The sequence below is a fragment of the Streptomyces sp. NPDC059247 genome (genome assembly GCF_042754005.1).
Taxonomy (GTDB): Bacteria; Actinomycetota; Actinomycetes; order Streptomycetales; family Streptomycetaceae; genus Streptomyces.
This window is the reverse complement of the sequence record NZ_JBHYZW010000002.1, coordinates 42,644-65,515: the sequence shown is the minus strand read 5'-3', so window position 1 is coordinate 65,515 and position 22,872 is coordinate 42,644. Positions and strand designations below refer to the sequence as shown.

The 22,872-nt window shown below is 71.8% G+C and carries 18 protein-coding genes and 4 tRNA genes; 11 read left to right on the top strand and 11 right to left on the bottom strand.

Annotation, left to right across the window (positions count from 1 at the left end; all coding sequences use genetic code 11):
• Positions 1 to 14: 14 nt before the first annotated feature.
• Both ACFXGN_RS04155 and ACFXGN_RS04150 read left to right on the top strand, forming a co-directional pair.
• On the top strand, positions 15 to 809 hold the full coding sequence (locus tag ACFXGN_RS04155; RefSeq protein ID WP_384853230.1) for a sterol carrier family protein: 795 nt from the start codon (positions 15 to 17) through the stop codon (positions 807 to 809).
• A 74-nt stretch (positions 810 to 883) separates the two neighbouring features.
• Positions 884 to 1,792 (top strand): META domain-containing protein, encoded by a 909-nt coding sequence (locus ACFXGN_RS04150; protein WP_384853228.1) that lies wholly within the window; start codon positions 884 to 886, stop codon positions 1,790 to 1,792.
• Positions 1,793 to 1,922: 130 nt separating this feature from the next.
• Here ACFXGN_RS04150 and ACFXGN_RS04145 read toward each other — a convergent pair whose 3' ends face one another.
• Positions 1,923 to 3,338 carry a sulfatase gene (locus ACFXGN_RS04145; protein ID WP_384853225.1) on the bottom strand — a complete coding sequence of 472 codons (1,416 nt, stop codon included), beginning with the start codon at positions 3,336 to 3,338 and terminating at the stop codon, positions 1,923 to 1,925.
• Between the two features lie 117 nt (positions 3,339 to 3,455).
• Positions 3,456 to 3,548, bottom strand: coding sequence for a putative leader peptide (locus tag ACFXGN_RS04140; RefSeq protein WP_366444853.1), 93 nt, complete (start codon positions 3,546 to 3,548; stop codon positions 3,456 to 3,458).
• 751 nt (positions 3,549 to 4,299) lie between these two features.
• On the opposite strand from ACFXGN_RS04140, the gene purF reads away from it, so the two are divergent.
• Both purF and purM read left to right on the top strand, forming a co-directional pair.
• On the top strand, positions 4,300 to 5,826 hold the full coding sequence (gene purF, locus ACFXGN_RS04135; RefSeq protein WP_384853222.1) for an amidophosphoribosyltransferase: 1,527 nt from the start codon (positions 4,300 to 4,302) through the stop codon (positions 5,824 to 5,826).
• Between the two features lie 51 nt (positions 5,827 to 5,877).
• Positions 5,878 to 6,945 (top strand): phosphoribosylformylglycinamidine cyclo-ligase, encoded by a 1,068-nt coding sequence (gene purM / locus ACFXGN_RS04130; protein WP_384853219.1) that lies wholly within the window; start codon positions 5,878 to 5,880, stop codon positions 6,943 to 6,945.
• Between the two features lie 341 nt (positions 6,946 to 7,286).
• On the opposite strand, the gene ACFXGN_RS04125 is transcribed toward purM, so the two are convergent.
• Both ACFXGN_RS04125 and ACFXGN_RS04120 read right to left on the bottom strand, forming a co-directional pair.
• Positions 7,287 to 7,547, bottom strand: coding sequence for a DUF3073 domain-containing protein (locus tag ACFXGN_RS04125; protein ID WP_384853216.1), 261 nt, complete (start codon positions 7,545 to 7,547; stop codon positions 7,287 to 7,289).
• Between the two features lie 323 nt (positions 7,548 to 7,870).
• Positions 7,871 to 8,962 (bottom strand): Leu/Phe/Val dehydrogenase, encoded by a 1,092-nt coding sequence (locus ACFXGN_RS04120; protein ID WP_384853213.1) that lies wholly within the window; start codon positions 8,960 to 8,962, stop codon positions 7,871 to 7,873.
• Positions 8,963 to 9,116: 154 nt separating this feature from the next.
• On the opposite strand from ACFXGN_RS04120, the gene ACFXGN_RS04115 reads away from it, so the two are divergent.
• A complete protein-coding gene (locus tag ACFXGN_RS04115) occupies positions 9,117 to 9,986 on the top strand; it encodes a hypothetical protein (RefSeq protein ID WP_384853211.1) in 870 nt (289 codons plus the stop codon).
• Between the two features lie 2 nt (positions 9,987 to 9,988).
• On the opposite strand, the gene ACFXGN_RS04110 is transcribed toward ACFXGN_RS04115, so the two are convergent.
• Entirely contained in the window at positions 9,989 to 10,174 is a 186-nt protein-coding gene (locus ACFXGN_RS04110) for a hypothetical protein (protein WP_384853209.1), read from the bottom strand.
• Between the two features lie 395 nt (positions 10,175 to 10,569).
• On the opposite strand from ACFXGN_RS04110, the gene bldC reads away from it, so the two are divergent.
• Entirely contained in the window at positions 10,570 to 10,776 is a 207-nt protein-coding gene (gene bldC, locus ACFXGN_RS04105; protein ID WP_003949541.1) for a developmental transcriptional regulator BldC, read from the top strand.
• Positions 10,777 to 11,104: 328 nt separating this feature from the next.
• On the opposite strand, the gene ACFXGN_RS04100 is transcribed toward bldC, so the two are convergent.
• The 3 genes from ACFXGN_RS04100 to hrpA form a co-directional block, all read right to left on the bottom strand.
• On the bottom strand, positions 11,105 to 11,470 hold the full coding sequence (locus tag ACFXGN_RS04100; RefSeq protein ID WP_384854471.1) for a DUF6274 family protein: 366 nt from the start codon (positions 11,468 to 11,470) through the stop codon (positions 11,105 to 11,107).
• A gap of 137 nt (positions 11,471 to 11,607) precedes the next feature.
• Positions 11,608 to 11,681: transfer RNA gene (locus ACFXGN_RS04095), tRNA-Asp, on the bottom strand.
• A gap of 86 nt (positions 11,682 to 11,767) precedes the next feature.
• Entirely contained in the window at positions 11,768 to 15,805 is a 4,038-nt protein-coding gene (gene hrpA / locus ACFXGN_RS04090; RefSeq protein WP_384853206.1) for an ATP-dependent RNA helicase HrpA, read from the bottom strand.
• Positions 15,806 to 16,738: 933 nt separating this feature from the next.
• On the opposite strand from hrpA, the gene ACFXGN_RS04085 reads away from it, so the two are divergent.
• Positions 16,739 to 17,626 carry a DsbA family protein gene (locus ACFXGN_RS04085; protein ID WP_384853203.1) on the top strand — a complete coding sequence of 296 codons (888 nt, stop codon included), beginning with the start codon at positions 16,739 to 16,741 and terminating at the stop codon, positions 17,624 to 17,626.
• A complete protein-coding gene (locus ACFXGN_RS04080; protein ID WP_384853202.1) occupies positions 17,623 to 18,471 on the top strand; it encodes a cytochrome c biogenesis CcdA family protein in 849 nt (282 codons plus the stop codon). Before ACFXGN_RS04085 ends, ACFXGN_RS04080 begins: the two co-directional genes overlap by 4 nt.
• 219 nt (positions 18,472 to 18,690) lie before the next feature.
• Here ACFXGN_RS04080 and ACFXGN_RS04075 read toward each other — a convergent pair.
• The 3 genes from ACFXGN_RS04075 to ACFXGN_RS04065 all read right to left on the bottom strand — a co-directional run bounded on the left by ACFXGN_RS04075 (position 18,691) and on the right by ACFXGN_RS04065 (position 18,972).
• Positions 18,691 to 18,764: transfer RNA gene (locus ACFXGN_RS04075), tRNA-Phe, on the bottom strand.
• Between the two features lie 22 nt (positions 18,765 to 18,786).
• Positions 18,787 to 18,860, bottom strand: a tRNA-Asp gene (locus tag ACFXGN_RS04070).
• A gap of 39 nt (positions 18,861 to 18,899) precedes the next feature.
• Positions 18,900 to 18,972 (bottom strand) — tRNA-Glu (locus ACFXGN_RS04065).
• Between the two features lie 104 nt (positions 18,973 to 19,076).
• Between ACFXGN_RS04065 and ACFXGN_RS04060 the strand changes: the two genes are divergently transcribed.
• The 3 genes from ACFXGN_RS04060 (at position 19,077) to ACFXGN_RS04050 (ending at position 22,802) form a co-directional block, all read left to right on the top strand.
• The gene (locus tag ACFXGN_RS04060; RefSeq protein ID WP_033208941.1) at positions 19,077 to 19,427 is read left to right on the top strand and encodes a metallopeptidase family protein; all 351 of its coding nucleotides are present in this window, start codon (positions 19,077 to 19,079) and stop codon (positions 19,425 to 19,427) included.
• 91 nt (positions 19,428 to 19,518) lie between these two features.
• Positions 19,519 to 20,193 carry a hypothetical protein gene (locus ACFXGN_RS04055; RefSeq protein WP_384853199.1) on the top strand — a complete coding sequence of 225 codons (675 nt, stop codon included), beginning with the start codon at positions 19,519 to 19,521 and terminating at the stop codon, positions 20,191 to 20,193.
• 197 nt (positions 20,194 to 20,390) lie between these two features.
• The gene (locus ACFXGN_RS04050) at positions 20,391 to 22,802 is read left to right on the top strand and encodes a DEAD/DEAH box helicase (RefSeq protein WP_384853196.1); all 2,412 of its coding nucleotides are present in this window, start codon (positions 20,391 to 20,393) and stop codon (positions 22,800 to 22,802) included.
• Positions 22,803 to 22,872: the final 70 nt, after the last annotated feature.

Genomic DNA, 22,872 nt, shown 5'->3' with positions numbered 1-22,872 from the left:
CTACCCTCGCCCCCATGCCACCGGCCAAGAAGCGCACCCGCAGTTACGACTCCGCCAGGACCAGGGCCGCCGTGCTCGCCCAGTTCGGGCACGTACGGGAGGCCGTCGGGGCTCTCACGCCCGCCCAGCTCGACGGGCCGACCCGGCTCGGCGGCTGGACGGTCCGGGACCTTGCGGCGCACCTCGCGTGGATGGTCGACTCCGTGCCGCTGCTCCTGGCGGAGCCCGAGCCCGAGCCGGGGAAGGACCGGCTGGCCCTGCTCGACTGGCCGTTCGTGACCGCCGGGGCGGCCGGACGGATCGACACGCACACCCGGGGCCTCGACGCCGCCGATCTGCCGGGGCTCTACGCGCGCGTGGCGGAGGATTACGGGCGGGCGGTCGCGGACGCCCCCGACGGGCGGCTGCTGCCGGTGGGCTTCGGGCCGATGAGCCTCGCGGACTTCCTCGTCACCAGGACCGTCGAACTCGTCGTCCACACCGACGACCTGAACGCGGCGACCGGCGCGGGGATCCCGTTCGACCGCCAGGCCCTCGCCGCCTGCACCCGGCTCCTCGCCGACGCGCTCGCGGCGAGGGCCCCCGGCGGGGCGGTCGAGGTCCGGGTCCCGCCGTACGCGGTGGTGCAGTGCGTCGAGGGCCCCCGGCACACCCGGGGCACCCCGCCGAACGTGGTGGAGACGGACCCGCTGACCTGGATCAGGCTGGCGGCCGGGCGGACGCGGTGGGCCGCCGAACTCGACGCGGCGCACGTCCGCGCGAGCGGCGAACGCGCCGATCTGACGGACCTCCTGCCCCTGATGGGCTGACCCCGGAAGCGCCCCCGAGCGCTCCGGGGCGCCCCGTAGGGGAACCCGGGGGCACCCCGATCCGTCCCATCGCCATGCAGGAGCAGACGCAGGAGCAGACGCAGCCCCAGGGGCAGACACAGCGCCGGACGCGACAGCGGAAGCGACGGCAGGGGCGGAGGCCGGGACGGAACGCGCCGCCGCGCCTCCTCGTGGCCACCGCCCTGGTCGCGCTCCTTACCGCCTGCGGCGGCGCGGGGGGCCGGGGAGGCGGCTCGGGCGCGGACTCGCCCGACCTGCCCGTCGCCGGTACGCACTGGACGATCGGCGCCGTGACGAGCGACGGAGTCAGGTCCGCCGCCCCGGACGGCGCCCGGATCGACTTCGGGACGGACGGGACCGCCCGGGGCAGCACCGGCTGCAACGCCTTCGCGTCCGATGTCGTCCTGAGCGGGGACACGCTCACCGTCTCCGCGCGGGATAAGTCGGAGACGGCCTGTCCCGAGGACGCCGTGCGCTTCGAGACCGTGTGGACGAAGGCCTTCGCCGGACCCCTCCGGGGAACCCTGAAGGGCCCCCGCCTCACCCTGACCGCCCCCGACGGCCGGTACGTCCTCGAACTGACCGCCGAACCGGCGGCCCCGCTGCGCGGTACGACCTGGCGGATCGACGGCCTGGTCTCCGGGGCCACGGTGTCCTCGCTGCCCGGGGACAGCGGGACGAAGGCGCGCCTGGTGATCGGCGAGGACGGCCGGGTCACCGGGAACCTGGGCTGCAACAACTTCTCCGCGACCGCCCGGACCGCCGGCGGGACCCTCACGGTCGAGGGCCCGGTGGCGACCACCCGGATGATGTGCACGGGCCTGCGGATGCGGCTGGAGACCCGTCTGTACGAACTGCTGGGCGGCCCGCTCACCTACCGGCTCGACCACCGCGTCCTGACCCTCACCGACGCCTCAGGCGAGGGCCTCACGGCGACGGCCGCGAAACCGGGCGACCGCTAGCGGGAAGCGGGAGTGGAAGCGGGGGCAGGGGCGGGGGCGGCTCGGGAACCGGCAGGGCGGCGCCCCCGGACCCGTACGAGCATCCCCGTACGGCCGCCCCACCCCCGATCCCCGACAACCGCCCCCCGGCTCAGTACGCCAGCAGCCCCGCGTCCGTCCGTTCCCAGGAGGTCCTGAGCGAGGCGAGGAGGGCGGGCTCGGCGGTGGCCCGGTCGGCCTGTTCGCGGGCGTCCGTGCCCAGGTCGAAGAGCTGGTCGCGCCCGTTCCTGCCCCGGTAGTACTTCCAGTCGCCCCGGCGCAGGGCCCGTTCGCCGCGCACCCGCCAGAACAGGTCCCGGTCGGGCACCTCCTCGCCGCGCAGCAGGTACCCGGCGAGGCTGGTGCCGTCGAGGGGGTACGCGGGATGGGCGCGGGCTCCGGCGAGTTCGAGGAGGGTGGCGGTCCAGTCGGGGGTGAAGACGGGCAGGTCGCTGACCTGGCCGCCGTCGATCCGGGCGGGCCAGCGCAGGATCGACGGCACCCGGATGCCACCCTCCTGGAGGGAGCCCTTGTTCCCGGCGAGCGGCCAGTTGTAGGAGAAGCGTTCGCCGCCGTTGTCGCTGGCGAAGAAGACGAGGGTGTCGCGTTCCTGGCCGGAGCGGCGCAGCGCGTCGAGGACCCGGCCGACCGAGCGGTCGAGGTCCTCGACCATCCGCGCGTACTTCTCGACGGAACCGCCGTCCTGGTGCCAGAGCGCGGAGCGGTCGCCCGCCCTGATCCTGCGGACGATCTCAGCGCTCAGCTCCTCGTCGCCGTCGGCGATCCAGGGCCAGTGCGGGGTGGTGAAGTTCAGGTTGAGCAGCCAGGGCCGGTCGTGCTCGCGGTCCTCGATGTAGGCGCTCGCCCGCTCGGTGAGGACACGGGTGTAGTAGCGCAGGTCCTGGTAGGGCGCGTCACCCTCGTAGAGGTCGTACTCGCCGGAGAGCCCGAGCTTGGAGTAGTACTCCAGGGCGCCGCCGAAGTTGCCGAAGAACTCGTCCCAGCCGGACCGGGTGGGGGAGTAGTCGGGGAGGTAGCCGCAGTGCCACTTGCCGATGAGGGCGGTGGCGTAACCGGCGGTGCGCAGCTGGGAGGCGAGCGTGGGGTGGGTGGGCTCCAGGCCGACGGACCGGTCGGCGATGGGTTCGGCGAGCCCGCCCCTCGTACGGCCCGGGTAACGGCCGGTGTAGAGGCTGAACCGGGTCGGGGAGCAGGTCGCGGAGCCGGAGTAGGCGTCGGTGAAGCGGACGCCCTGCCGGGCGAGCCGGTCGAGGTGCGGGGTCCTGATGTGGGGGGAGCCGTAGGAGGAGAGGTCGGCCCAGCCGAGGTCGTCGCCGAGGACGAAGAGGATGTTGGGGCGGCGGGAGTGACGGCGGGGGCGGGCGGCGGCGAAGGGGCGTTCCCCGGTGGTGCGGGAGGCCGGACCTGCGGCCTCGGCGGGGGCGGTGCCGACGGCGGCGAGCGCGGCGGCACCGGCGGCGGCACCGCCGAGGGCGCGGCGGGACAGGCGCCCGGGGGGCGTGGACATACGGGTCTCCTGGGGGAGGAGCGGGCGTGCGCGGACGCTCCGGGACCCGGCGGCCGGGGACGGCACGGCACGGGGGCACGGAGGGGGGAGCGGAGGCTCCGGGAAGCGGAAGGAGCGTCAGGCGCAGCGACAGGCAGCGCTGGTGACACGGACGAGGTCCACGTGTCGGCGCTGGACGAGGGTGACCGAACGGTCACGCGGGAGCTGCATGGACGTGAGCCTGGAGGAAGCCGCGTGCACCTGTCAACGACCGTCCCGCCCTCCGGGACGACGGCCCGACCGCCCCTTCCTGGGTCGGGCACCCGGCTCTTCCCGTTCCCGGGGGTGGCGGCCCGACCGTCCTTCCCTGGAACGGTGGCCCGGCTCTCCCGCTCCCCGGGCCAGGCGCCCGGCTTCCCGCTCCCGCCCGGCTCTCCCGGCCCCTGGGGCAGACACCCGGCTCTCCCGCTCCCGGGGGCGGCAGCCCGACCGTCCTTCCTTGGGCCAGGTGCCCGGCCCTCCCGCCCTCCGGGACGACGGCCCGACCATCTCTTCCCGGGTCGGGCACCCGGCCCTCCCGCTCCCGGGGACGGCGCGGCCCGGCTCTCCCGCTCCCCGGGACAGGCGCCCGGCCCTCCCCCGCCCCGGGCCAGCGGCCCGACCGCCCCGCTCCCCGACCGCCACCCGGCCCTCCCGGACGTTCGGGAGGAACCTCCCAGAAGCCCCGGAAGGAGTGATCGTCCCCGGGGCCCGGCGAAGGCTCCCGCAGGCCCGGGAAGGTGCACTCCGTCACATCGCGGGGGGTCGTCCGGGCCGGTACGGGCGTCCGTCCGGCCGGGCCCGTGGGCCGGAATCCCTTCCCGCGCCTGATGTGTGGGCCCCTCCGAGCCGGAAACGATCATTTCGTGCGATCGCACGAGTACGGACGTCCCCGCATTTCCTCAATTCGGACCAGTGGTCGAGCCCGTCTACACTCGGCAACGTGCCACGTGGTGACGGTCGACTCAATCACGACTTGCTCCCCGGTGAGAAAGGCCCCCAGGACGCTTGTGGCGTCTTCGGTGTCTGGGCTCCGGGTGAAGAGGTCGCAAAGCTCACGTACTTCGGGCTCTACGCCCTCCAGCATCGGGGCCAGGAATCCGCGGGTATCGCGGTCAGCAACGGCTCCCAGATCCTCGTCTTCAAGGACATGGGCCTCGTGTCCCAGGTCTTCGACGAGACCTCTCTCGGTTCCCTCCAAGGTCATATCGCGGTCGGTCACGCCCGCTACTCGACCACCGGGGCGTCCGTGTGGGAGAACGCGCAGCCGACGTTCAGGGCCACCGCCCACGGCTCCATCGCGCTCGGCCACAACGGCAACCTGGTGAACACGGCGCGGCTCGCCGAAATGGTCGCCGACCTGCCCAAGAGGGAAGGCCGGACGACTCGCGTCGCCGCCACCAACGACACCGATCTGGTCACCGCGCTCCTCGCGGGCCAGTCGGACGAGGACGGCACGCCGCTCACCATCGAGCAGGCCGCCGCGAAGGTCCTCCCCGAGGTCCGGGGCGCCTTCTCCCTCGTCTTCATGGACGAGCACACGCTCTACGCGGCCCGTGACCCGCAGGGCATCCGCCCGCTGGTCCTCGGCCGACTGGAGCGCGGCTGGGTGGTCGCGTCCGAGTCCGCCGCCCTCGACATCTGCGGCGCCAGCTACGTCCGCGAGGTCGAGCCCGGCGAGCTGATCGCGATCGACGAGAACGGCATCCGCACCTCGCGATTCGCGGAAGCGAAGCCCAAGGGCTGTGTCTTCGAGTACGTGTACCTGGCTCGCCCGGACACCGACATCGCGGGCCGGAACGTGTACCTCTCCCGGGTGGAGATGGGCCGCCGCCTCGCGAAGGAGGCGCCCGCCGAGGCCGACCTGGTCATAGCGACGCCGGAGTCCGGCACTCCCGCCGCCATCGGCTACGCCGAGGCCTCGGGCATCCCCTTCGGTGCCGGTCTGGTGAAGAACGCCTACGTCGGGCGCACCTTCATCCAGCCCTCCCAGACCATCCGCCAGCTCGGCATCCGGCTGAAGCTGAACCCCCTCAAGGACGTCATCAAGGGCAAGCGCCTGGTGGTCGTCGACGACTCGATCGTCCGGGGCAACACCCAGCGGGCCCTGGTCAAGATGCTCCGCGAGGCCGGCGCGGCCGAGATCCACATCCGGATCTCCTCGCCGCCGGTGAAGTGGCCGTGCTTCTTCGGCATCGACTTCGCCACCCGCGCGGAGCTGATCGCCAACGGCATGTCGATCGAGGAGATCGGCAAGTCGCTGGGCGCGGACTCGCTCTCGTACATCTCCCTCGACGGGATGATCGAGGCGACCACCATCCAGAAGCCGAACCTCTGCCGTGCCTGCTTCGACGGCGAGTACCCGATGGAACTGCCGGACCCCGAGCTGCTCGGAAAGCAGCTCCTGGAGACCGAGCTGGCCGCCGGTCCCGCGGCCACGGCCGCCGCCGACGCGCTCCGCCGCCCGTAATCCCGTCACACCCCGCTGCGCCCCGCAGTACGACACGAAAGCTCTCAACCCATGTCTGAGACCACTGGTGCCAGCTACGCGTCCGCGGGCGTCGACATCGAAGCGGGCGACCGCGCCGTCGAGCTCATGAAGGAGTGGGTGAAGAAGACGCGGCGCCCCGAGGTCCTGGGTGGCCTCGGCGGCTTCGCCGGACTCTTCGACGCCTCCGCCCTCAAGCGCTACGAGCGTCCGCTGCTCGCCTCCGCCACCGACGGCGTCGGCACGAAGGTCGACATCGCCCGTCAGCTGGGCGTGTACGACACCATCGGCCACGACCTCGTCGCGATGGTCATGGACGACATCGTCGTCTGCGGCGCCGAACCGCTCTTCATGACCGACTACATCTGCGTGGGCAAGGTCCACCCGGAGCGGGTCGCCGCCATCGTCAAGGGCATCGCCGAGGGCTGCGTCCTGGCGGGCTGCGCCCTGGTCGGCGGCGAGACGGCGGAGCACCCGGGCCTCCTCGGCCCGGACGACTTCGACGTCGCGGGCGCCGGTACCGGCGTGGTGGAACACGACCGGCTGCTCGGCCCCGACCGCATCCGCGAGGGGGACGCGGTCATCGCCATGGCCTCCTCCGGGCTTCACTCCAACGGGTACTCGCTCGTCCGGCACGTGGTCTTCGACCGCGCCGGGATGAGCCTCGACCAGCGGGTCGAGGAGCTGGGCCGGACGCTGGGCGAGGAACTCCTGGAGCCCACGAAGATCTACTCCCTCGACTGCCTGGCCCTCACCAGGACCACGGAGGTCCACGCCTTCAGCCACATCACGGGCGGTGGCCTCGCGGCCAACCTGGCGCGGGTGGTCCCGGACGGCCTGCACGCCGTCGTGGACCGTTCGAGCTGGGCGCCGGGCGCGATCTTCGACCTGGTCGGCACGGCCGGCCGGGTGGAGCGCCTGGAGCTGGAGAAGACCCTGAACATGGGCGTCGGCATGATGGCCGTCGTCCCCGCCGACTCCGTCGACGCGGCCCTGACGACGCTCGCGGACCGCGGGGTCGAGTCCTGGGTGGCGGGCGAGATCACCGGGCGCGGCGACCACACCACGGGCGCCGAGCTGGTCGGGGACTACGCGCGGTAGGCGGGACGCAAGCGGTACGCGACGGGGCGCTCCTGAGGGGCGCCCCGTCCGCGTGACACCCCCGTCCGACGCCTGGGGGCCGTGCCTCCCGTACGGGGTGCCCGCGCCCGGTCCCTCCGTACGGACACGGGGACGCGTCCGGTACCGGACGCCACGAGGACGGGACGTGCCAGTCCGGGGAGGCGCGGGGGCGCCCCGGGCCGTGGACACAGATCTGTGGACACAGGCTGTGTCCACAGACCGTGGACACGGCGTCGCGTCCGGTCCCGGGCACGAGGGCGTGCGGACAGCACGGAAACCCGGCCGGGTGGTCCCGGACCGGGTTTCGGTGGTTCAGAAGGTCAAGCGCGACGCGGGGACGCACCACTCGGACCGGACTCGTCGTCCTCGTCCTCGTCGTCCTCGTTGTAGAGATCCGCGTACTGGGCGTACGGGTCGTCTTCCTCGTCGTCGTCGTCCTCGAACGGCTCGCCATTCGGCGGCTGGTTCGAAGTCGAAGCGCCCAGCTCATTGGCCAGACGCGTCAGGTCCGTCCCGCCGCTGCTGTACTTCAGCTGGCGGGCGACCTTGGTCTGCTTGGCCTTTGCCCGGCCGCGCCCCATGGCTCGACCCCCTCGGTGACGGGGCTCGTCGGCCCCAGAGTCTTGACACGCGTTCATGAGTCGGAACGGACTCTCGACAGAGAGACCGGCCCGTAGGGCTTCAACGGTACCTGTTTCCGCGGGTCTACGGTACGCCGCGCGCATCACATACCCCGGTACAGAACCATCGAGGTGCCCTTCCCTCGCTGGTCAATCGCGATTTTAACCTCTTCTTGAGGGCCGACCCGCCGAAGGGCGTGAGGGAAGTCTCGCCACGGGCCCCCGCCAGGGTCCCCGTCGTGGCCTCCTCCGCGCCCCGGGCGGCGGGCCGGTCCGTGCGCGGCTCAGACGAGCCGGGCGTCCGCGATCCGCCGCTCCGCGATCCGGTCGGCCGCCGCGGCCGGCGGAATCCCGTCGGACTTCGCACGTGCGAAGATCTCCAGGGTGGTGTCGAAGATCTTCGTCGCCTTCGCCTTGCAGCGGTCGAAGTCGAAGCCGTGCAGCTCGTCGGCGACCTGGATCACGCCACCGGCGTTGACCACGTAGTCGGGCGCGTAGAGGATGCCCCGGTCCGCGAGGTCCTTCTCGACGCCGGGGTGGGCGAGCTGGTTGTTGGCCGCGCCGCAGACGATCTTCGCGGTGAGGACCGGCACGGTCTCGTCGTTCAGGGCGCCGCCGAGCGCGCAGGGCGCGTAGATGTCCAGGCCCTCGACGCGGATCAGCGCCTCGGTGTCGGCGACCACGGTCACCTGGGGGTGCCGGTCGGTGATCCGGCGCACCGACTCCTCGCGGACATCGGTGACGACGACCTCGGCGCCGTCCGACAGGAGGTGCTCGACCAGATGGTGGCCGACCTTGCCGACGCCCGCGACGCCGACCTTGCGGCCCCGCAGGGTCGGGTCGCCCCACAGGCTCTGCGCGGAGGCGCGCATCCCCTGGAAGACGCCGAAGGCGGTGAGGACGGAGGAGTCGCCCGCGCCGCCGTTCTCGGGGGAGCGGCCGGTGGTCCACCGGTTCTCGCGGGCGACGACGTCCATGTCGGCGACGTAGGTGCCGACGTCGCAGGCCGTGACGTACCGGCCGCCGAGGGAGGCGACGAACCGTCCGTAGGCGAGGAGGAGCTCCTCGGTCTTGATCTGCTCCGGGTCGCCGATGATGACGGCCTTGCCGCCGCCGTGGTCGAGACCGGCCATGGCGTTCTTGTACGACATGCCCCGCGCCAGGTTGAGGGCGTCGGCGACCGCCTCCGCCTCGGTGGCGTAGGGGTAGAAGCGGGTGCCGCCGAGGGCCGGGCCCAGGGCGGTGGAGTGGAGGGCGATGACGGCCTTGAGGCCGGTTGCGCGGTCCTGGCAGAGCACGACTTGCTCGTGGCCACCCTGCTCCGAGTGGAACAGGGTGCGCAGTACGTCAGCAGGAACGCCGGTCACATCGGTCACGGTGGTGACTCCCAAGTACGAAGCGGCGGTTTCGGGCCTCCCTACGGGTGGGGGAGGACCAGTTCGGCACGAGGGTAAGTCCTACCTGGGCGTAGATCAGCGGCAGTGCCCAGGATCACCCCCTCGGGGGGTACCTCCGTGGAAGGATCGCGACATGTCGGTCGCCTCCTCGGTCCTCGTCCCCTACGCGTCCTATCTGCGGGTGTACGAACCGCTGGCCGCGTTCCCCGAGCCGGAGCGGAGCCACTGGGCCCGGTACGCGCGGCTCCCGCGCACCCCGGGGGCGCAGGACGAGCTGCGCGGGTCCCTCGCCGACCTGCTGCCGACCCCGCCGGTCCCGGTGCCGGTGCACGAGAGCGCGGACGCCTTCGTGGCCCTGCTGGACGGGGTGGTGGTGATCTGTCCGTGGCGGACCCGGCTGCGCGGCTGGCTGGCGCTCGGGGAGCTGGCGGACCAGTTCCCCGGGCCGGTCCTGGACGCGATGCTGCCGCCGGTGGTGCGGGCGCAGGTGGCGGCGGACCACGAGCGCTGGCTGGAGCGGAACCCGGACGCGCGCCCGTGGATCCGTACGGCGGTGTGGCAGGTGCCGCTGCGGTGGTTCTCGCTCTTCGGGGACGAGGACCGGGAGTACGAGCCGGGGCGGGCGAAGGGAACGGCGGAGGGGGGCGCGGAGGGCCGGGCTCCGGTGCTGCGGTACCGGACGACGATGGCGCAGGCGCGCCGACGGCTCGCGCGGGCGCTCCGGACGCTGCGGGAGTCGATCGACGAGGGCCCGATGACGGAGGGGCTGATCGAGGTCGGGCGCTGGCTGGAGGAGTTCCATCCGAGGGCCCTGGTGGAGCTGGACTTCGGCGGTCTGGTGCACGCGGTTCCCGAGGAGTGGCTGGCGGGCGACCGGTCGGCCGCGCAGCTCGCGGAGGGGTTCGCGGCGCTGCGGGAGGGGGACACCGAGGCGGCGGGCGAGGCGTACGGGCGGCTGGCCGAGCGCTGGCGGATCGTCAGGGAGCTGAGGTTCGCGAACTGACATCAGTCGGGCATCTTCGTCAGGTCGGTATCGACAAGACATGTCCGACCGGTGTAAATGATCTTCAGGACGTGGATGTTCCGGGTGGCCGGTTCTGGTCGCGCGGTGGTGTCCGGGTCCTTCGGCACCTGCCGGGCGGGGCCGTTGGTCCCGATCCGGGCCTTTGGCTCAAGCGTGACGGACAGCACTTAACGCACCCTTGCGCCCATCGCCCACCCTCGTGCCAAAATAGGACAAGGAGTCCGGGGAGGGTTCCTTCCGTCCATCTATGGGCGGAACGCTCGACATTGCGCTCTATGGGGGGTCTGAGGACTCCTGATCGCTCTGTGACTGATCGTCACAGTCGCGTGACTGTCCGTTATGGCATGGTCCATCGACTTCCGCCGCTGATGAACACCTGCGAGGGCAATTCCATCGGTTTGGCCGACGTGGCTGGACGGATGGTGTAGTTGTAGTGCCGAGGACAAGCCGTTCGTCCTATAACCGACTCGGCCCGCTTCTGCCATTTCGGGCAACGCGGGTCAAGGTGCAGAATTTAGAGGAAAGAACCGAGATTGGTTCGGTTCTCCCGAGGAGGCCGCTCATGACCGCTCGCACCCCTGATGCCGAGCCGCTGCTGACCCCTGCCGAGGTTGCCACGATGTTCCGCGTGGACCCGAAGACGGTGACCCGTTGGGCGAAGGCCGGGAAGCTCACGTCCATCCGCACCCTGGGTGGGCACCGCCGCTACCGCGAGGCTGAGGTCCGCGCCCTGCTGGCGGGTATTCCGCAGCAGCGCAGCGAGGCCTGAGGTCGCGCACACCCCGCACCACCCGTAACACCGGGCCCGTCCGGATCCCCCAATCCGGTCGCCCACCCCTAGCTCTGCCGGCGAACTCCTGCCCCAACAGGACTCCGCCACCGATCGCGCTGGACTCCGCCGGGTCTGGCGCGATCTTCTTTTGTGCCCGGCGCTACTCTGTTCCTGGTGGTGCAATTGCACATATTAAATCGTGCTGGTGTAGGAAGGGTGTAAGTGAAGCGGTTTCTAAAACTCTTTCAGTGACACCCGTCACACTGGCGAAGCCTTGCCAAAGAACAGCCTCCCACTCCGGGGAGCGCGCTCGACCCGCCGTTGGTCACCGGCGGACAGGACTTTCGTCCCCGGGGTCACCAGGGCCTCCGGGGCCACGGGGATCACCGGAATCACTCGGGCCACCGGAGCCACCGGAGTCGGGGGAGTCGCCGGACCCGGAGGACCCCGGGGACCCGGAAGTCCCGGAGGATTCGCGGGGCTCCGGCGGCGCGGCCCGTACGGACGGCACGGAGGGGTTCGGGGGCCCGGGGTCCTTCCGCCCGTACCCGACGGCTTCCGGCCCCTCTCCGCCCTCCAGGGCGAGCCTCAGGAGCCGGTGGCAGACCGCGCAGTGGCGCGTCAGATGTCCGAGGCGTGCGGCGGCGGCCAGATGGGCGCGCAGCAGTGCTCTGGTGTCGTGCCGTGCCATGGACGCCGCGGCCATGCGCCACCTCCGGTGTGGGGCCCCGTTTCCCTGAAGTACGGGGTACCGGTGGCCGCCCGGCCCCGTCAAGGAAGCGGACACGAAGAAAGGCCCGCATCTCACGATGCGGGCCTTTCGGAGGGCGATCCTGACGGGACTTGAACCCGCGACCTCCACCTTGACAGGGTGGCGAGCTAACCAACTGCTCCACAGGACCTTGCTCGCAACCCCTTGTAAGCGGCTGCGAGGATGACTGTACCCCAGGTCAGCGGGTGCGGTCGAACTCGCCGACGACCGGGCCCCTCAGGGGGCCGCCGCGTCGATCGCCTTCACGATCCGCTTGTCCGACACGGGGTACGCCGTGCCCAGGGCATGGGCGAAGTAGCTCACCCGCAGCTCCTCGATCATCCAGCGGATGTCGGTGACCTCGGACGGCACCGGGCGCCCCTTCGGGAGCTGTTCGAGCAGCCAGGCGTACTCGTCCTGCATCTCCTGGACCTTCTCCATCCGGGTGGTGTCCCGCTGGACCCCGGTCGGCATCTGCTGGAGCCGCCGGTCCACCGCCACCAGATAGCGCATCAGGTCGGGGAGCCGCTTCAGCCCGGTCAGGGTCACGAAGCCGGCCGGCACCAGCCGGTCGAGCTGCGCCCGTACGTCCCGCAGGTTCGGCAGCAGCGCCGGGCTGTTCGCGGACTTCAGCCGCCGCTCGCACGCCTGCCAGGCCGCCAGGATCTGCTGGACCTGGCCCACCGTCCGCACCGTCGTGTCCACCAGGTCCGCGCGGACCTTGTCGTACAGCTTCCGGAAGGACTCCTCGTCCCAGGCAGGGCCGCCGTGGTCCGCGATCAGCCTGTCCGCGGACGCGGTGGCGCAGTCGTCGAAGAGGGCCTGGATCGTGCCGTGCGGGTTCGCCGACAGGGCCAGCTTCTGCTGGTTGGTCAGCTTGTCCGAGGCGAACTTCGCCGGGTTCACCGGGATGTTCAGCATGATCAGCTTCCGGGTGCCCCGCCACATCGCCCGCTCCTGCTCGGCCTCCGTGTCGAAGAGCCGGACGGCGACGGTCGCGCCCTCGTCGACGAGCGCCGGGTACGCCTTGACCGGCTGGCCCGCCCGCCGGGTCTCGAAGACCTTGGTGAGCGTCCCGATGGTCCAGTCGGTGAGCCCCGTGCGCTCCAGGGAGGGCCCGGAGCCGTCCGGGCCGCCGGTGGCCGCCGCGGCGGCCTGGGAGAGGGCCTGACGGGCCTTGGGACGCAGCTGGAGGCGGAGCGCCTCCAGGTCCTTGTCCTCGGCGACCTTCCGGCGCCGCTCGTCGACGATCCGGAAGGTGACCTTGAGGTGCTCGGGGACCTTCGCCCAGTCGAAGTCCTCGGGGGTGACGGGGACGCCGACCATCCGCTGGAGACCGCGGGCGAGCGCGCCCGTCAGCGGCTCCTGCACGGGCACCACGGTGTCGAGGAAGCGGCCCGCGAAGTCGGGCGCGGGGACGTAGTGGCGGCGGATCGGCTTCGGCAGGGAGCGGATCAGCTCCGTGACGACCTGGGCGCGCAGCCCCGGGATCTGCCACTCGAAGCCCTCGTCGGTGACCTGGTTGAGGACCTGGAGGGGGATGTGGACGGTCACGCCGTCGGCGTCCGCGCCGGGCTCGAACTGGTACGTCACCCGGAACTTCAGCGGGCCCTGCCGCCAGGAGTCCGGATAGTCGTCCTTGGTGACCGCCCCCGCCTTCTCGTTGATGAGCATCTCGCGCTCGAAGTCGAGGAACTCCGGCTCCTCGTGGCGCTTGTGCTTCCACCAGGAGTCGAAGTGGGCGCCGGACACGACGTGCTCGGGGACGCGCTTGTCGTAGAAGTCGAAGAGGGTCTCGTCGTCGACGAGGATGTCCCGGCGGCGGGCCCGGTGTTCCAGCTCCTCGACCTCGGTGAGCAGCTTGCGGTTGTCCGCGAAGAACTTGTGGTGGGTGCGCCAGTCGCCCTCGACGAGCGCGTTCCTGATGAACAGGTCGCGGGAGACCTCGGGGTCGATCCGGCCGTAGTTCACCTTGCGGTCGGTGACGATCGGGACGCCGTACAGGGTGACCTTCTCGAAGGCCATGACGGCCGCCTGGTCCTTCTCCCAGTGCGGTTCGCTGTACGTCTTCTTCACCAGGTGCTGGGCGAGCGGTTCGATCCACTCGGGTTCGATCCGCGCGTTGACCCGGGCCCACAGGCGGGAGGTCTCCACCAGTTCGGCGGACATGACGAACCGGGGGGGCTTCTTGAAGAGCGCCGAGCCGGGGAAGAGCGCGAACTTGGCGTTCCGCGCGCCCAGGTACTCGTTCCGGCCGCCCTCCCGGCGGGTGTTGTCCTTCGCCCCGTCCTTGGACTCCTTGACGTCCTTCAGACCGATGTGGCTGAGCAGACCCGCCAGCAGGGACACGTGCACGGACTGCTCCGGCGCGTCCTCCTCGTTGAGGTGGATGCCCATCTGCTTGGCGACCGTCCGCAGCTGGCTGTAGATGTCCTGCCACTCGCGGATGCGGAGGAAGTTCAGGTACTCCTGCTTGCACATCCGGCGGAACGAGGACGAGCCGCGCTCCTTCTGCTGCTCGCGGACGTACCGCCACAGGTTCAGATAGGCGAGGAAGTCGCTCGTCTCGTCCTTGAACCGGGCGTGCTGCTGGTCGGCCTGCGCCTGCTTCTCGGAGGGCCGCTCGCGCGGGTCCTGGATGGAGAGCGCCGCCGCGATGACCATGACCTCGCGGACGCAGCCGTTGCGGTCGGCCTCCAGGACCATCCGGGCGAGCCTCGGGTCCACGGGCAGCTGGGAGAGCTTGCGGCCCTCCGGGGTCAGCCGCTGCCCCCTCTTCCCCTCCTGCTTCCCCTCCTGCTTCCCCTCCTGCTTCCCCTCCTGCTTCCCCTCCTGGGGGGACTTCTCCGCCGCTTCGATCGCGCCCAGTTCCTGGAGGAGCTGTACGCCGTCCCGGATGTTGCGGTGGTCCGGCGGGTCGATGAAGGGGAACTTCTCGATCTCGCCGAGCCCGGCGGCGGTCATCTGGAGGATGACGGAGGCCAGGTTCGTACGGAGGATCTCCGCGTCCGTGAACTCGGGGCGGGTGAGGAAGTCGTCCTCCGAGTACAGCCGGACGCAGATGCCGTCGGAGGTACGGCCGCAGCGGCCCTTGCGCTGGTTGGCGCTGGCCTGGCTGACCGGTTCGATCGGGAGCCGCTGCACCTTCGTGCGGTGCGAGTAGCGGGAGATCCGGGCGGTTCCCGGGTCGATCACGTACTTGATGCCGGGGACGGTCAGGGAGGTCTCGGCGACGTTCGTGGCGAGGACGATCCGGCGCCCGGAGTGCGCCTGGAACACCCGGTGCTGCTCGGCGTGCGAGAGGCGCGCGTAGAGCGGGAGGACCTCGGTGCCGGACAGCTTCCGCTTCTCCAGCGCGTCGGCGGTGTCCCGGATCTCGCGCTCACCGGAGAGGAAGACCAGGACGTCGCCGGGTCCTTCCTTCCGGAGTTCGTCGACGGCGTCGCAGATCGCGGTGATCTGGTCGCGGTCCGCGTCCTCGGAGTCCTCTTCGAGCAGCGGCCGGTAGCGGACCTCGACGGGATACGTACGCCCGCTGACCTCGACGATCGGGGCGTCGCCGAAGTGGCGGGAGAAACGCTCCGGGTCGATGGTCGCGGAGGTGATCACGACCTTGAGGTCGGGGCGCCTGGGGAGCAGCTGGGCCAGATAGCCGAGCAGGAAGTCGATGTTGAGGGACCGCTCGTGGGCCTCGTCGATGATGATCGTGTCGTAGGCGCGCAGCTCGCGGTCGGTCTGGACCTCGGCGAGCAGGATGCCGTCGGTCATCAGCTTCACGAAGGTCGCTTCGGGGTTCACCTGGTCGGTGAAGCGGACCTTCCAGCCGACGGCCTCGCCCAGCGGGGTCCGCAGTTCCTCGGCGATCCGCTCGGCGACCGTGCGGGCGGCGATCCGGCGGGGCTGGGTGTGCCCGATCATGCCCCGGACGCCCCGGCCGAGCTCCAGACAGATCTTGGGGATCTGGGTGGTCTTCCCGGAGCCCGTCTCACCGGCGACGATCACGACCTGGTGGTCGCGTATCGCCTCCAGGATCTCGTCCTTCTTCTGCGAGACGGGGAGCTGTTCGGGGTAGGTGACCGGGGGCACGCGGGCGGCGCGCCCGTCGACGCGCTCCTTGGCCGTGGCCGCCTCGGCGGCGATCTCGTCCAGGACGGCCGCGCGGGCCTCGGGCTTGCGGATGCGGCGGGCGCCTTCGAGACGGCGGCCGAGCCGGTGGGAGTCCCGCAGCGAGACCTCGGCCAGGACGGACTGGAGGGCGGCGAAGGAAGTAGACATACGGCGTCCAGGATCGCACCTGCGGCCGAGAAGCGGCGAACCGATTTACGGGCGGCGTCCCCGGGCGTGGCGGCACGGGTGCGTACTATTTCGGACACGTCGACCGGACCGGAGAGGTTTCGCATGTTCCGCACCGCCCGTGGGCCGGTGGCTTTCGCCGCCCTCGCGGCCCTGGTGCTGGGTCTGCTGCTGACCTGCGGCCCGACGATCCGCCCCGCACCGACCGCCCTCCGGGCCGGTCCCGCCGCCGGTCCCGCCGCCGGGGCGGGCGCCTCCGAGGCCCGTACGGGCATGGCCACCGGGGCTGACGTGGCTGCTGGGACGGACGTGTCCGCCGGGACGGGTGCGTCTGCCAGGACGGGTGTGTCCGGTGGGGCGGATGCTCCTTCCGGACCGGATGTGCCCATCGGGTCGGATGCCCCTGCCGGGGTGGATGTGTCTGCCGGGGCGGATGCCCCTGCTGGGGCGGATGCTCCCAGGGCGGCGGCGGCGCGTACGGCTGCCGGACCGGTCGGGGGCCGTACCGTCCGGACCTCCGCCGTCCGTGCGGATCTCCTCACGGAGGTCCCCGCCGTCCGGTCCTCCTCCGCCCGTACGCCGGGGCCCGCCGGGGCCCGCGCGGTCGTCGGAGAGGGCCTGGGGGTGCCCGGTTGTGACGGCCCGGGGCGGTCCGGGAGCGAGGGGGCCGCCCGGCCGGTCCTGCCGCCGCGCGCGCACGGCTTCGCCGAGGTGCTGCCCGCGCTCGCCGCCGACCGTACGGTGCCCGGCGCCCGGCACCCCGGGGCGGACGCCCCGCCGGTCCCGCCGGGACGGGAGCCACCCGCGCGCGTACCCCCGTCTCCCGTGGAGCTCTCCGTCCTGAGGGTGTAGACGGACGGCCGCACTCCGCCTCCGTCCTCCCGTCCCCTTCTCCGTGTCCAGGAGCGCTTCCGCATGTCCACGCCCAAGTCCAAGCCCACGCCCAAGAAGGCCGCCCCCAAGTCCCCGGCCAAGTCCCCGGCCGGGTCACGGTCCCGGCGGATCGCCGTCGTCTCCGGGGTGGCCGCCGCCGCCGCGCTGCTCGGCCTCGTCTCGTACACCGCGACCAAGCCCCCGGCCCCCGGCGCCTCCGGTTCCTCCCCGGTCGCCGACGTCTCCGTGGACCCGTCCGCCGGGGTCTACGCCGAGCTGGAGGCGTACGCCCGCCGCGACCCCGCCGACAAGCTCGCCCTCGGCCGCGCCGACGCGCCCGTGGTGCTCGTCGAGTACGCCGACTTCAAGTGCGGCTACTGCGGGAAGTTCGCCCGGGACACCGAACCGCTCCTGGTGGAGAAGTACGTCGACGAGGGCGTCCTGCGCATCGAGTGGCGGAACTTCCCGATCTTCGGCGCCGAGTCGGAGGCCGTCGCCCGCGCCTCCTGGGCCGCCGGGCAGCAGGGCCGGTTCTGGGAGTTCCACCGGGCCGCCTACGCGGACGGCGCCAAGGAGAAGGGCTTCGGGAAGGAGCGGCTGACCGCCCTCGCGCGGGAGGCGGGCGTACCCGACGCGGCCCGGTTCGCCCGGGACACCGAGGGGGAGGCGGCCCGCGCGGCCGTCCGCGCCGACCAGGAGCAGGGCTACTCCCTGGGCGCGACCTCCACCCCGTCCTTCCTGGTCAACGGCCGTCCCATCGCGGGCGCCCAGCCCCTGGAGACCTTCACCGAGGCCATCGAGGCGGCGGCGAAGGCGGCGAAGGCGGCGAAGAACACTCCTGAGAGCGCCCCGAAGAACACCCCGGAGAACGCCCCGAAGGGCACTCCCGGGAAGCCCGGCACCCCGGAGTCCTCCGGGGCCGGACAGTGACCTCCGGCATCGGCTACTTCGCCGCGTTCCTCGGCGGACTGCTCGCCCTCCTCAGCCCGTGCAGCGCCCTGCTGCTCCCGGCGTTCTTCGCGTACTCCGTCGACACGCGCGCGAAGCTGGTGGCGAGGACCGGCATCCTCTACGCGGGTCTGGCGACCACGCTCGTCCCGCTCGGCGCGGCCGGGTCCTTCGCGGGCCGCCTCTTCTACGGCCACCGGGACCTGCTGGTCACCGTCGGCGGCTGGCTGATCGTCGGGCTCGGGGTCCTCCAGATCCTGGGTCTCGGCTTCGCCTCCCGCCGGATCGCCGAGGCGAGCGGTCGCATCAGGCCCACGTCGGCGTTCTCCGTCTACGCCCTCGGTCTGGTCTACGGCCTGGCCGGCTTCTGCGCGGGCCCCATCCTGGGCAGCGTCCTGACGGTGGCGGCGCTGAGCGGCAGCCCGGCGTACGGGGGACTGCTCCTCGCGGTGTACGCGCTGGGCATGGCGGTCCCGCTGTTCGTCCTCGCGCTGCTCTGGGAGCGCTACGACCTGGGGCGGCGGTCCTGGCTGCGCGGTCGCGCGCTGCGGCTCGGCCGGTTCACGCTGCACTCCACCTCGGTGCTCTCGGGGCTGTTCTTCGTGGCCCTCGGGGCGCTGTTCCTGGTCTTCGACGGGACGACCGCGCTGCCGGGGCTGCTGTCGGTGGACGAGTCGTTCGCGGTGGAGCAGCGGGTGGCCTCCCTCGGCAGGGCGGTCCCGGACTGGGCGCTGCTGGTCGCGGTGGTGGCCGTGGTGGCGCTGGTGCTCGCGGTGCGGGGCAGGCGGGGGCGGCGGCAGGGGGAGCAGGAGCGGGAAGGGGCGTGACGGTGCTCAGGGGAGGGGCGTGACGGTGCTCAAGGGAGGCGCCCGGCTCCTCCCCGTACCGGCCCCTCTTCCGTCCGGTGCTCCCCGTCCGGACCGCTCCGGGGCTCGGCAGAGTCCCGGTCTCGGCGGTCCGGGTCTCCGGTGTCCCGGACCGGGCCGTCCCGGTGCCGTCCGGACACGAAAAAGACCCCGTTCTCTCGAACGGGGCCTTCTGTCGTGTGGCTGGGGCCGGGATCGAACCGGCGACCTATCGCTTTTCAGGCGATCGCTCGTACCAACTGAGCTACCCAGCCACGAGACTGTTTCCAGTCTCAGCGACTCTGACGGGACTTGAACCCGCGACCTCCACCTTGACAGGGTGGCGAGCTAACCAACTGCTCCACAGAGCCATATGTTGTGCGAGAACCAGTCTCGCACAGGGTTGTGCGTGCCCCCAACGGGATTCGAACCCGTGCTACCGCCTTGAAAGGGCGGCGTCCTGGGCCACTAGACGATGAGGGCCAGAGGCTCACCTGGGCGCTTCGCAGCGCCTCGGGGACGTGAGAAGCATATGGGATGGCGGGCGCTATCGCCAAAACGGTTTCCGGCGGGGGGAGAATGGGTCCGTGCTGGAGATGACGCGCGAGGAGTTCGAGGAGCTTGTCGCCGAGGCGCTGGACCGGATTCCGCCCGAGCTGACGCGGTTGATGGACAACGTCGCGGTGTTCGTCGAGGACGAGCCCGCCCCCGACGATCCCGAGCTGCTCGGGTTGTACGAGGGGACGCCGCTGACCGAACGGGGGGAGTGGTACGCCGGGGTGCTGCCGGACCGGATCACGATCTACCGGGGGCCGACGCTGCGCATGTGCGAGTCGCGCGAGGACGTCGTCGCGGAGACCGAGATCACCGTGGTGCACGAGATCGCCCACCACTTCGGCATCGACGACGAACGGCTGCACGCCCTCGGCTACGGCTGAGGCCGTTTCGGGCGTGTCCCTTGTGGCGCCTGGGGAGTTGGGCAGTGCAACGCGTTCCGTTCCTGCCTGTTGTGTCCCTGGAGGTGCCTCCGTGCGCCATTTGCCCACCCCGGTGAGATGGGCCGCCACCGCGCTGGCCGTCGCCGCCTGTGCCGGTCTGAGCGGCTGTATGAGTGTGAGTGACGACGGGTCGAAGCCGACGCCCGGCGCGTCCGGCGGGAAGCGGGGCGTGGCCGCCGAGTCCGAGGCCGGCGGCGGCGCGGGCGGCGACACCGGATCCTGGAACGGACGTCCCGGCCAGACCGGGCCGGACGTGGCCGGAGCCGGAGGGGACTCCCCGGTGCCCAGCGGCTCCCCCTCGGGCACCGCGCGCGCCTCGGTGGGCGAGGTGCTGCCGGTCGAGGGGCCGGGCGGCACCCCGAAGCCGAAGCCGACGGGCGGTGGCCACGAGAACCCGGGCGGCGGTACGGGCGGGACCGCCGGGAACGGCTCCGGCGGCTCCGGCGGGAGCGGCGGGAACGGGAGCGGCGGTGGCTCCGGCGGCCCCGGCGGGGCCACCCCGACCCCCGAGCCGACGGTGCCGACCGCCGAACCCACCCCCGAGCCGACCGTGAATCCGACGCCCGAACCCACTCCCGAACCGACCTCGAACCCGACCGATCCGCCGCAGTCCGGCACCGACACCCAGATGGGCGCCCTCCGTATGGCGGACGGACCGGGCGCACCCCCGGAGCCGGTGGCATCTCCGCAGGTCGGACCGGTGTGACGCAGTCCGATTTGCCATAGGTGGGGGAGGGTGCGTATGGTGGTAGATCGTTTGATCCCATTGCCCGGCGCCGACACAGAAGAGCGCCGTGTGGCGCGTACTCTCCCTAGCCGTGGCTGACCGCATTGAGGCGGTCGTTTGCGAAATCACGGAGTTGACGGGCGCGTGCCGAGACTCCGGAAGGTTTCGCATTTCGCATGTCCATTTTCAGTTCTGACCACGCCGTCATGCCCGAGAACGACGAGATCGTCGAGGCCGTCGAGGCCACCGAGACCGTTGTGACCGAGGCCGACACCATCGACGCCGAGCTCGACACCGACATCGACGCCGAGCTCGATGCCGACATCGAGACGGACGCCGACGACGAGTCCGAGGCCGACGACGAGTCCGCCGAGCCGACCCTCACCTTCGGTGACCTCGGTCTCCCCGAGGGCGTCGTCCGCAAGCTCGCGCAGAACGGCGTGACCGCCCCCTTCCCGATCCAGGCGGCGACCATCCCGGACGCCCTGGCCGGCAAGGACATCCTCGGCCGCGGCCGTACCGGCTCCGGCAAGACCCTCTCCTTCGGTCTGCCGCTGCTCACCACCCTGGCCGAGGGCCGCACCGAGAAGAAGAAGCCCCGCGGCATCATCCTCACCCCGACCCGTGAGCTCGCGATGCAGGTCGCGGACGCCCTCCAGCCGTACGGCGACGTGCTCGGCCTCAAGATGAAGGTCGTCTGCGGCGGTACGTCCATGGGCAACCAGATCTACGCCCTGGAGCGCGGTGTCGACGTCCTCGTCGCCACCCCGGGCCGACTGCGCGACATCATCAACCGGGGCGCCTGCTCCCTGTCGGCCGTCCAGGTCGCCGTCCTCGACGAGGCCGACCAGATGGCCGACCTGGGCTTCCTGCCCGAGGTCACCGAGCTGCTCGACCAGGTTCCCGAGGGCGGTCAGCGCCTCCTCTTCTCCGCCACCCTGGAGAACGAGATCGACACCCTGGTGAAGCGCTACCTGGTCGACCCGGTCACGCACGAGGTGGACCCGTCCGCCGGTGCCGTCACCACCATGACCCACCACGTCCTCGTCGTGAAGCCGAAGGACAAGGCGCCGGTCACGGCCGCGATCGCCGCCCGCAAGGGCCGCACCATCATCTTCGTCCGCACCCAGCTGGGCGCCGACCGCATCGCCGAGCAGCTCCGCGACGCCGGGGTGAAGGCCGACGCGCTGCACGGCGGCATGACCCAGGGCGCCCGTACGCGGACCCTCGCCGACTTCAAGGAGGGCTACGTCAACGCGCTCGTCGCGACCGACGTCGCCGCCCGTGGCATCCACGTCGACGGCATCGACCTGGTCCTCAACGTGGACCCGGCCGGCGACCACAAGGACTACCTGCACCGCTCGGGCCGTACCGCCCGTGCCGGCCGCTCCGGTGTCGTGGTCTCCCTGGCGCTGCCGCACCAGCGCCGCCAGATCTTCCGGCTGATGGAGGACGCGGGCGTCGACGCCACGCGCCACATCGTCGGCGGTGCCGGCGCGTTCGACCCGGAGGTCGCCGAGATCACCGGCGCCCGTTCGCTGACGGAGGTCCAGGCCGACTCCGCGAACAACTCGGCCAAGCAGGCCGAGCGCGAGGTCGTCGACCTGACCAAGCAGCTGGAGCGCCTCCAGCGCCGTGCCGTCGAGCTCCGCGAGGAGGCCGACCGTCTGGTGGCCCGCGCCGCCCGTGAGCGCGGCGAGGACCCGGAGGCCGCCGTGGCCGAGATGACCGAGGCCGCCGAGGCCGAGGTCGCCGCGGCCGCCGTCGAGGCCGAGCGTGCCGCGCGCGCCGAGGAGCAGCGCCGCGAGGAGCGCCCGGCCCGTGACGAGCGGGGCAACTTCGAGCGTCGCGGTGGCGGCTACCGTGGTGGCGACCGTGACGACCGCGGCGGCGACCGTGGCGGTTTCCGTGGTGGCGACCGTGGTGGTTTCCGCTCCGGTGGTGACCGTCCGTCCGGTGGTTTCCGTCGTGACGACCGTCCGTCCGGTGGTTTCAACCGTGATGACCGTGGTGGCGACCGTGGTGGTTTCCGCTCCGGTGGTGACCGTCCGTCCGGTGGTTTCCGTCGTGACGACCGCCCCTCGGGTGGTTTCAACCGTGATGACCGTGGTGGCGACCGTGGTGGTTTCCGCTCCGGTGGCGACCGTCCCTCGGGTGGTTTCCGTCGTGACGACCGCCCGTCCGGTGGTTTCAACCGTGATGACCGTGGTGGCGACCGTGGTGGTTTCCGCTCCGGTGGCGACCGTCCGTCCGGTGGTTTCCGTCGTGACGACCGCCCCTCGGGCGGCTTCAACCGCGACGACCGTCCGTCCGGCGGTTTCAACCGCGACGACCGTGGCGGCGACCGTGGTGGCCGTTCCTTCGAGCGCCGCGACGACCGTCCCTCCACCGGCCACCGTGGCAGCGACCGTCCGTTCAACCGCGACCGTCGTGACGACCGCCCCGCCGGTGACCGTCCGTCGACCGGCTTCCGCTCCGGCGGCGACCGTCCCTACGGCCGTCGTGACGACCACCGTGGCACCGGCCCGACGACCGGCGGCTCCTTCGGTCGCCGCGACGACAAGCCGCGCTGGAAGCGCAACGGCTGAGCGCCGCTGATCTGACCTGACAGGGCCCGTACGAGCACCACTCGCTCGTGCGGGCCCTGTCATGTGCGGG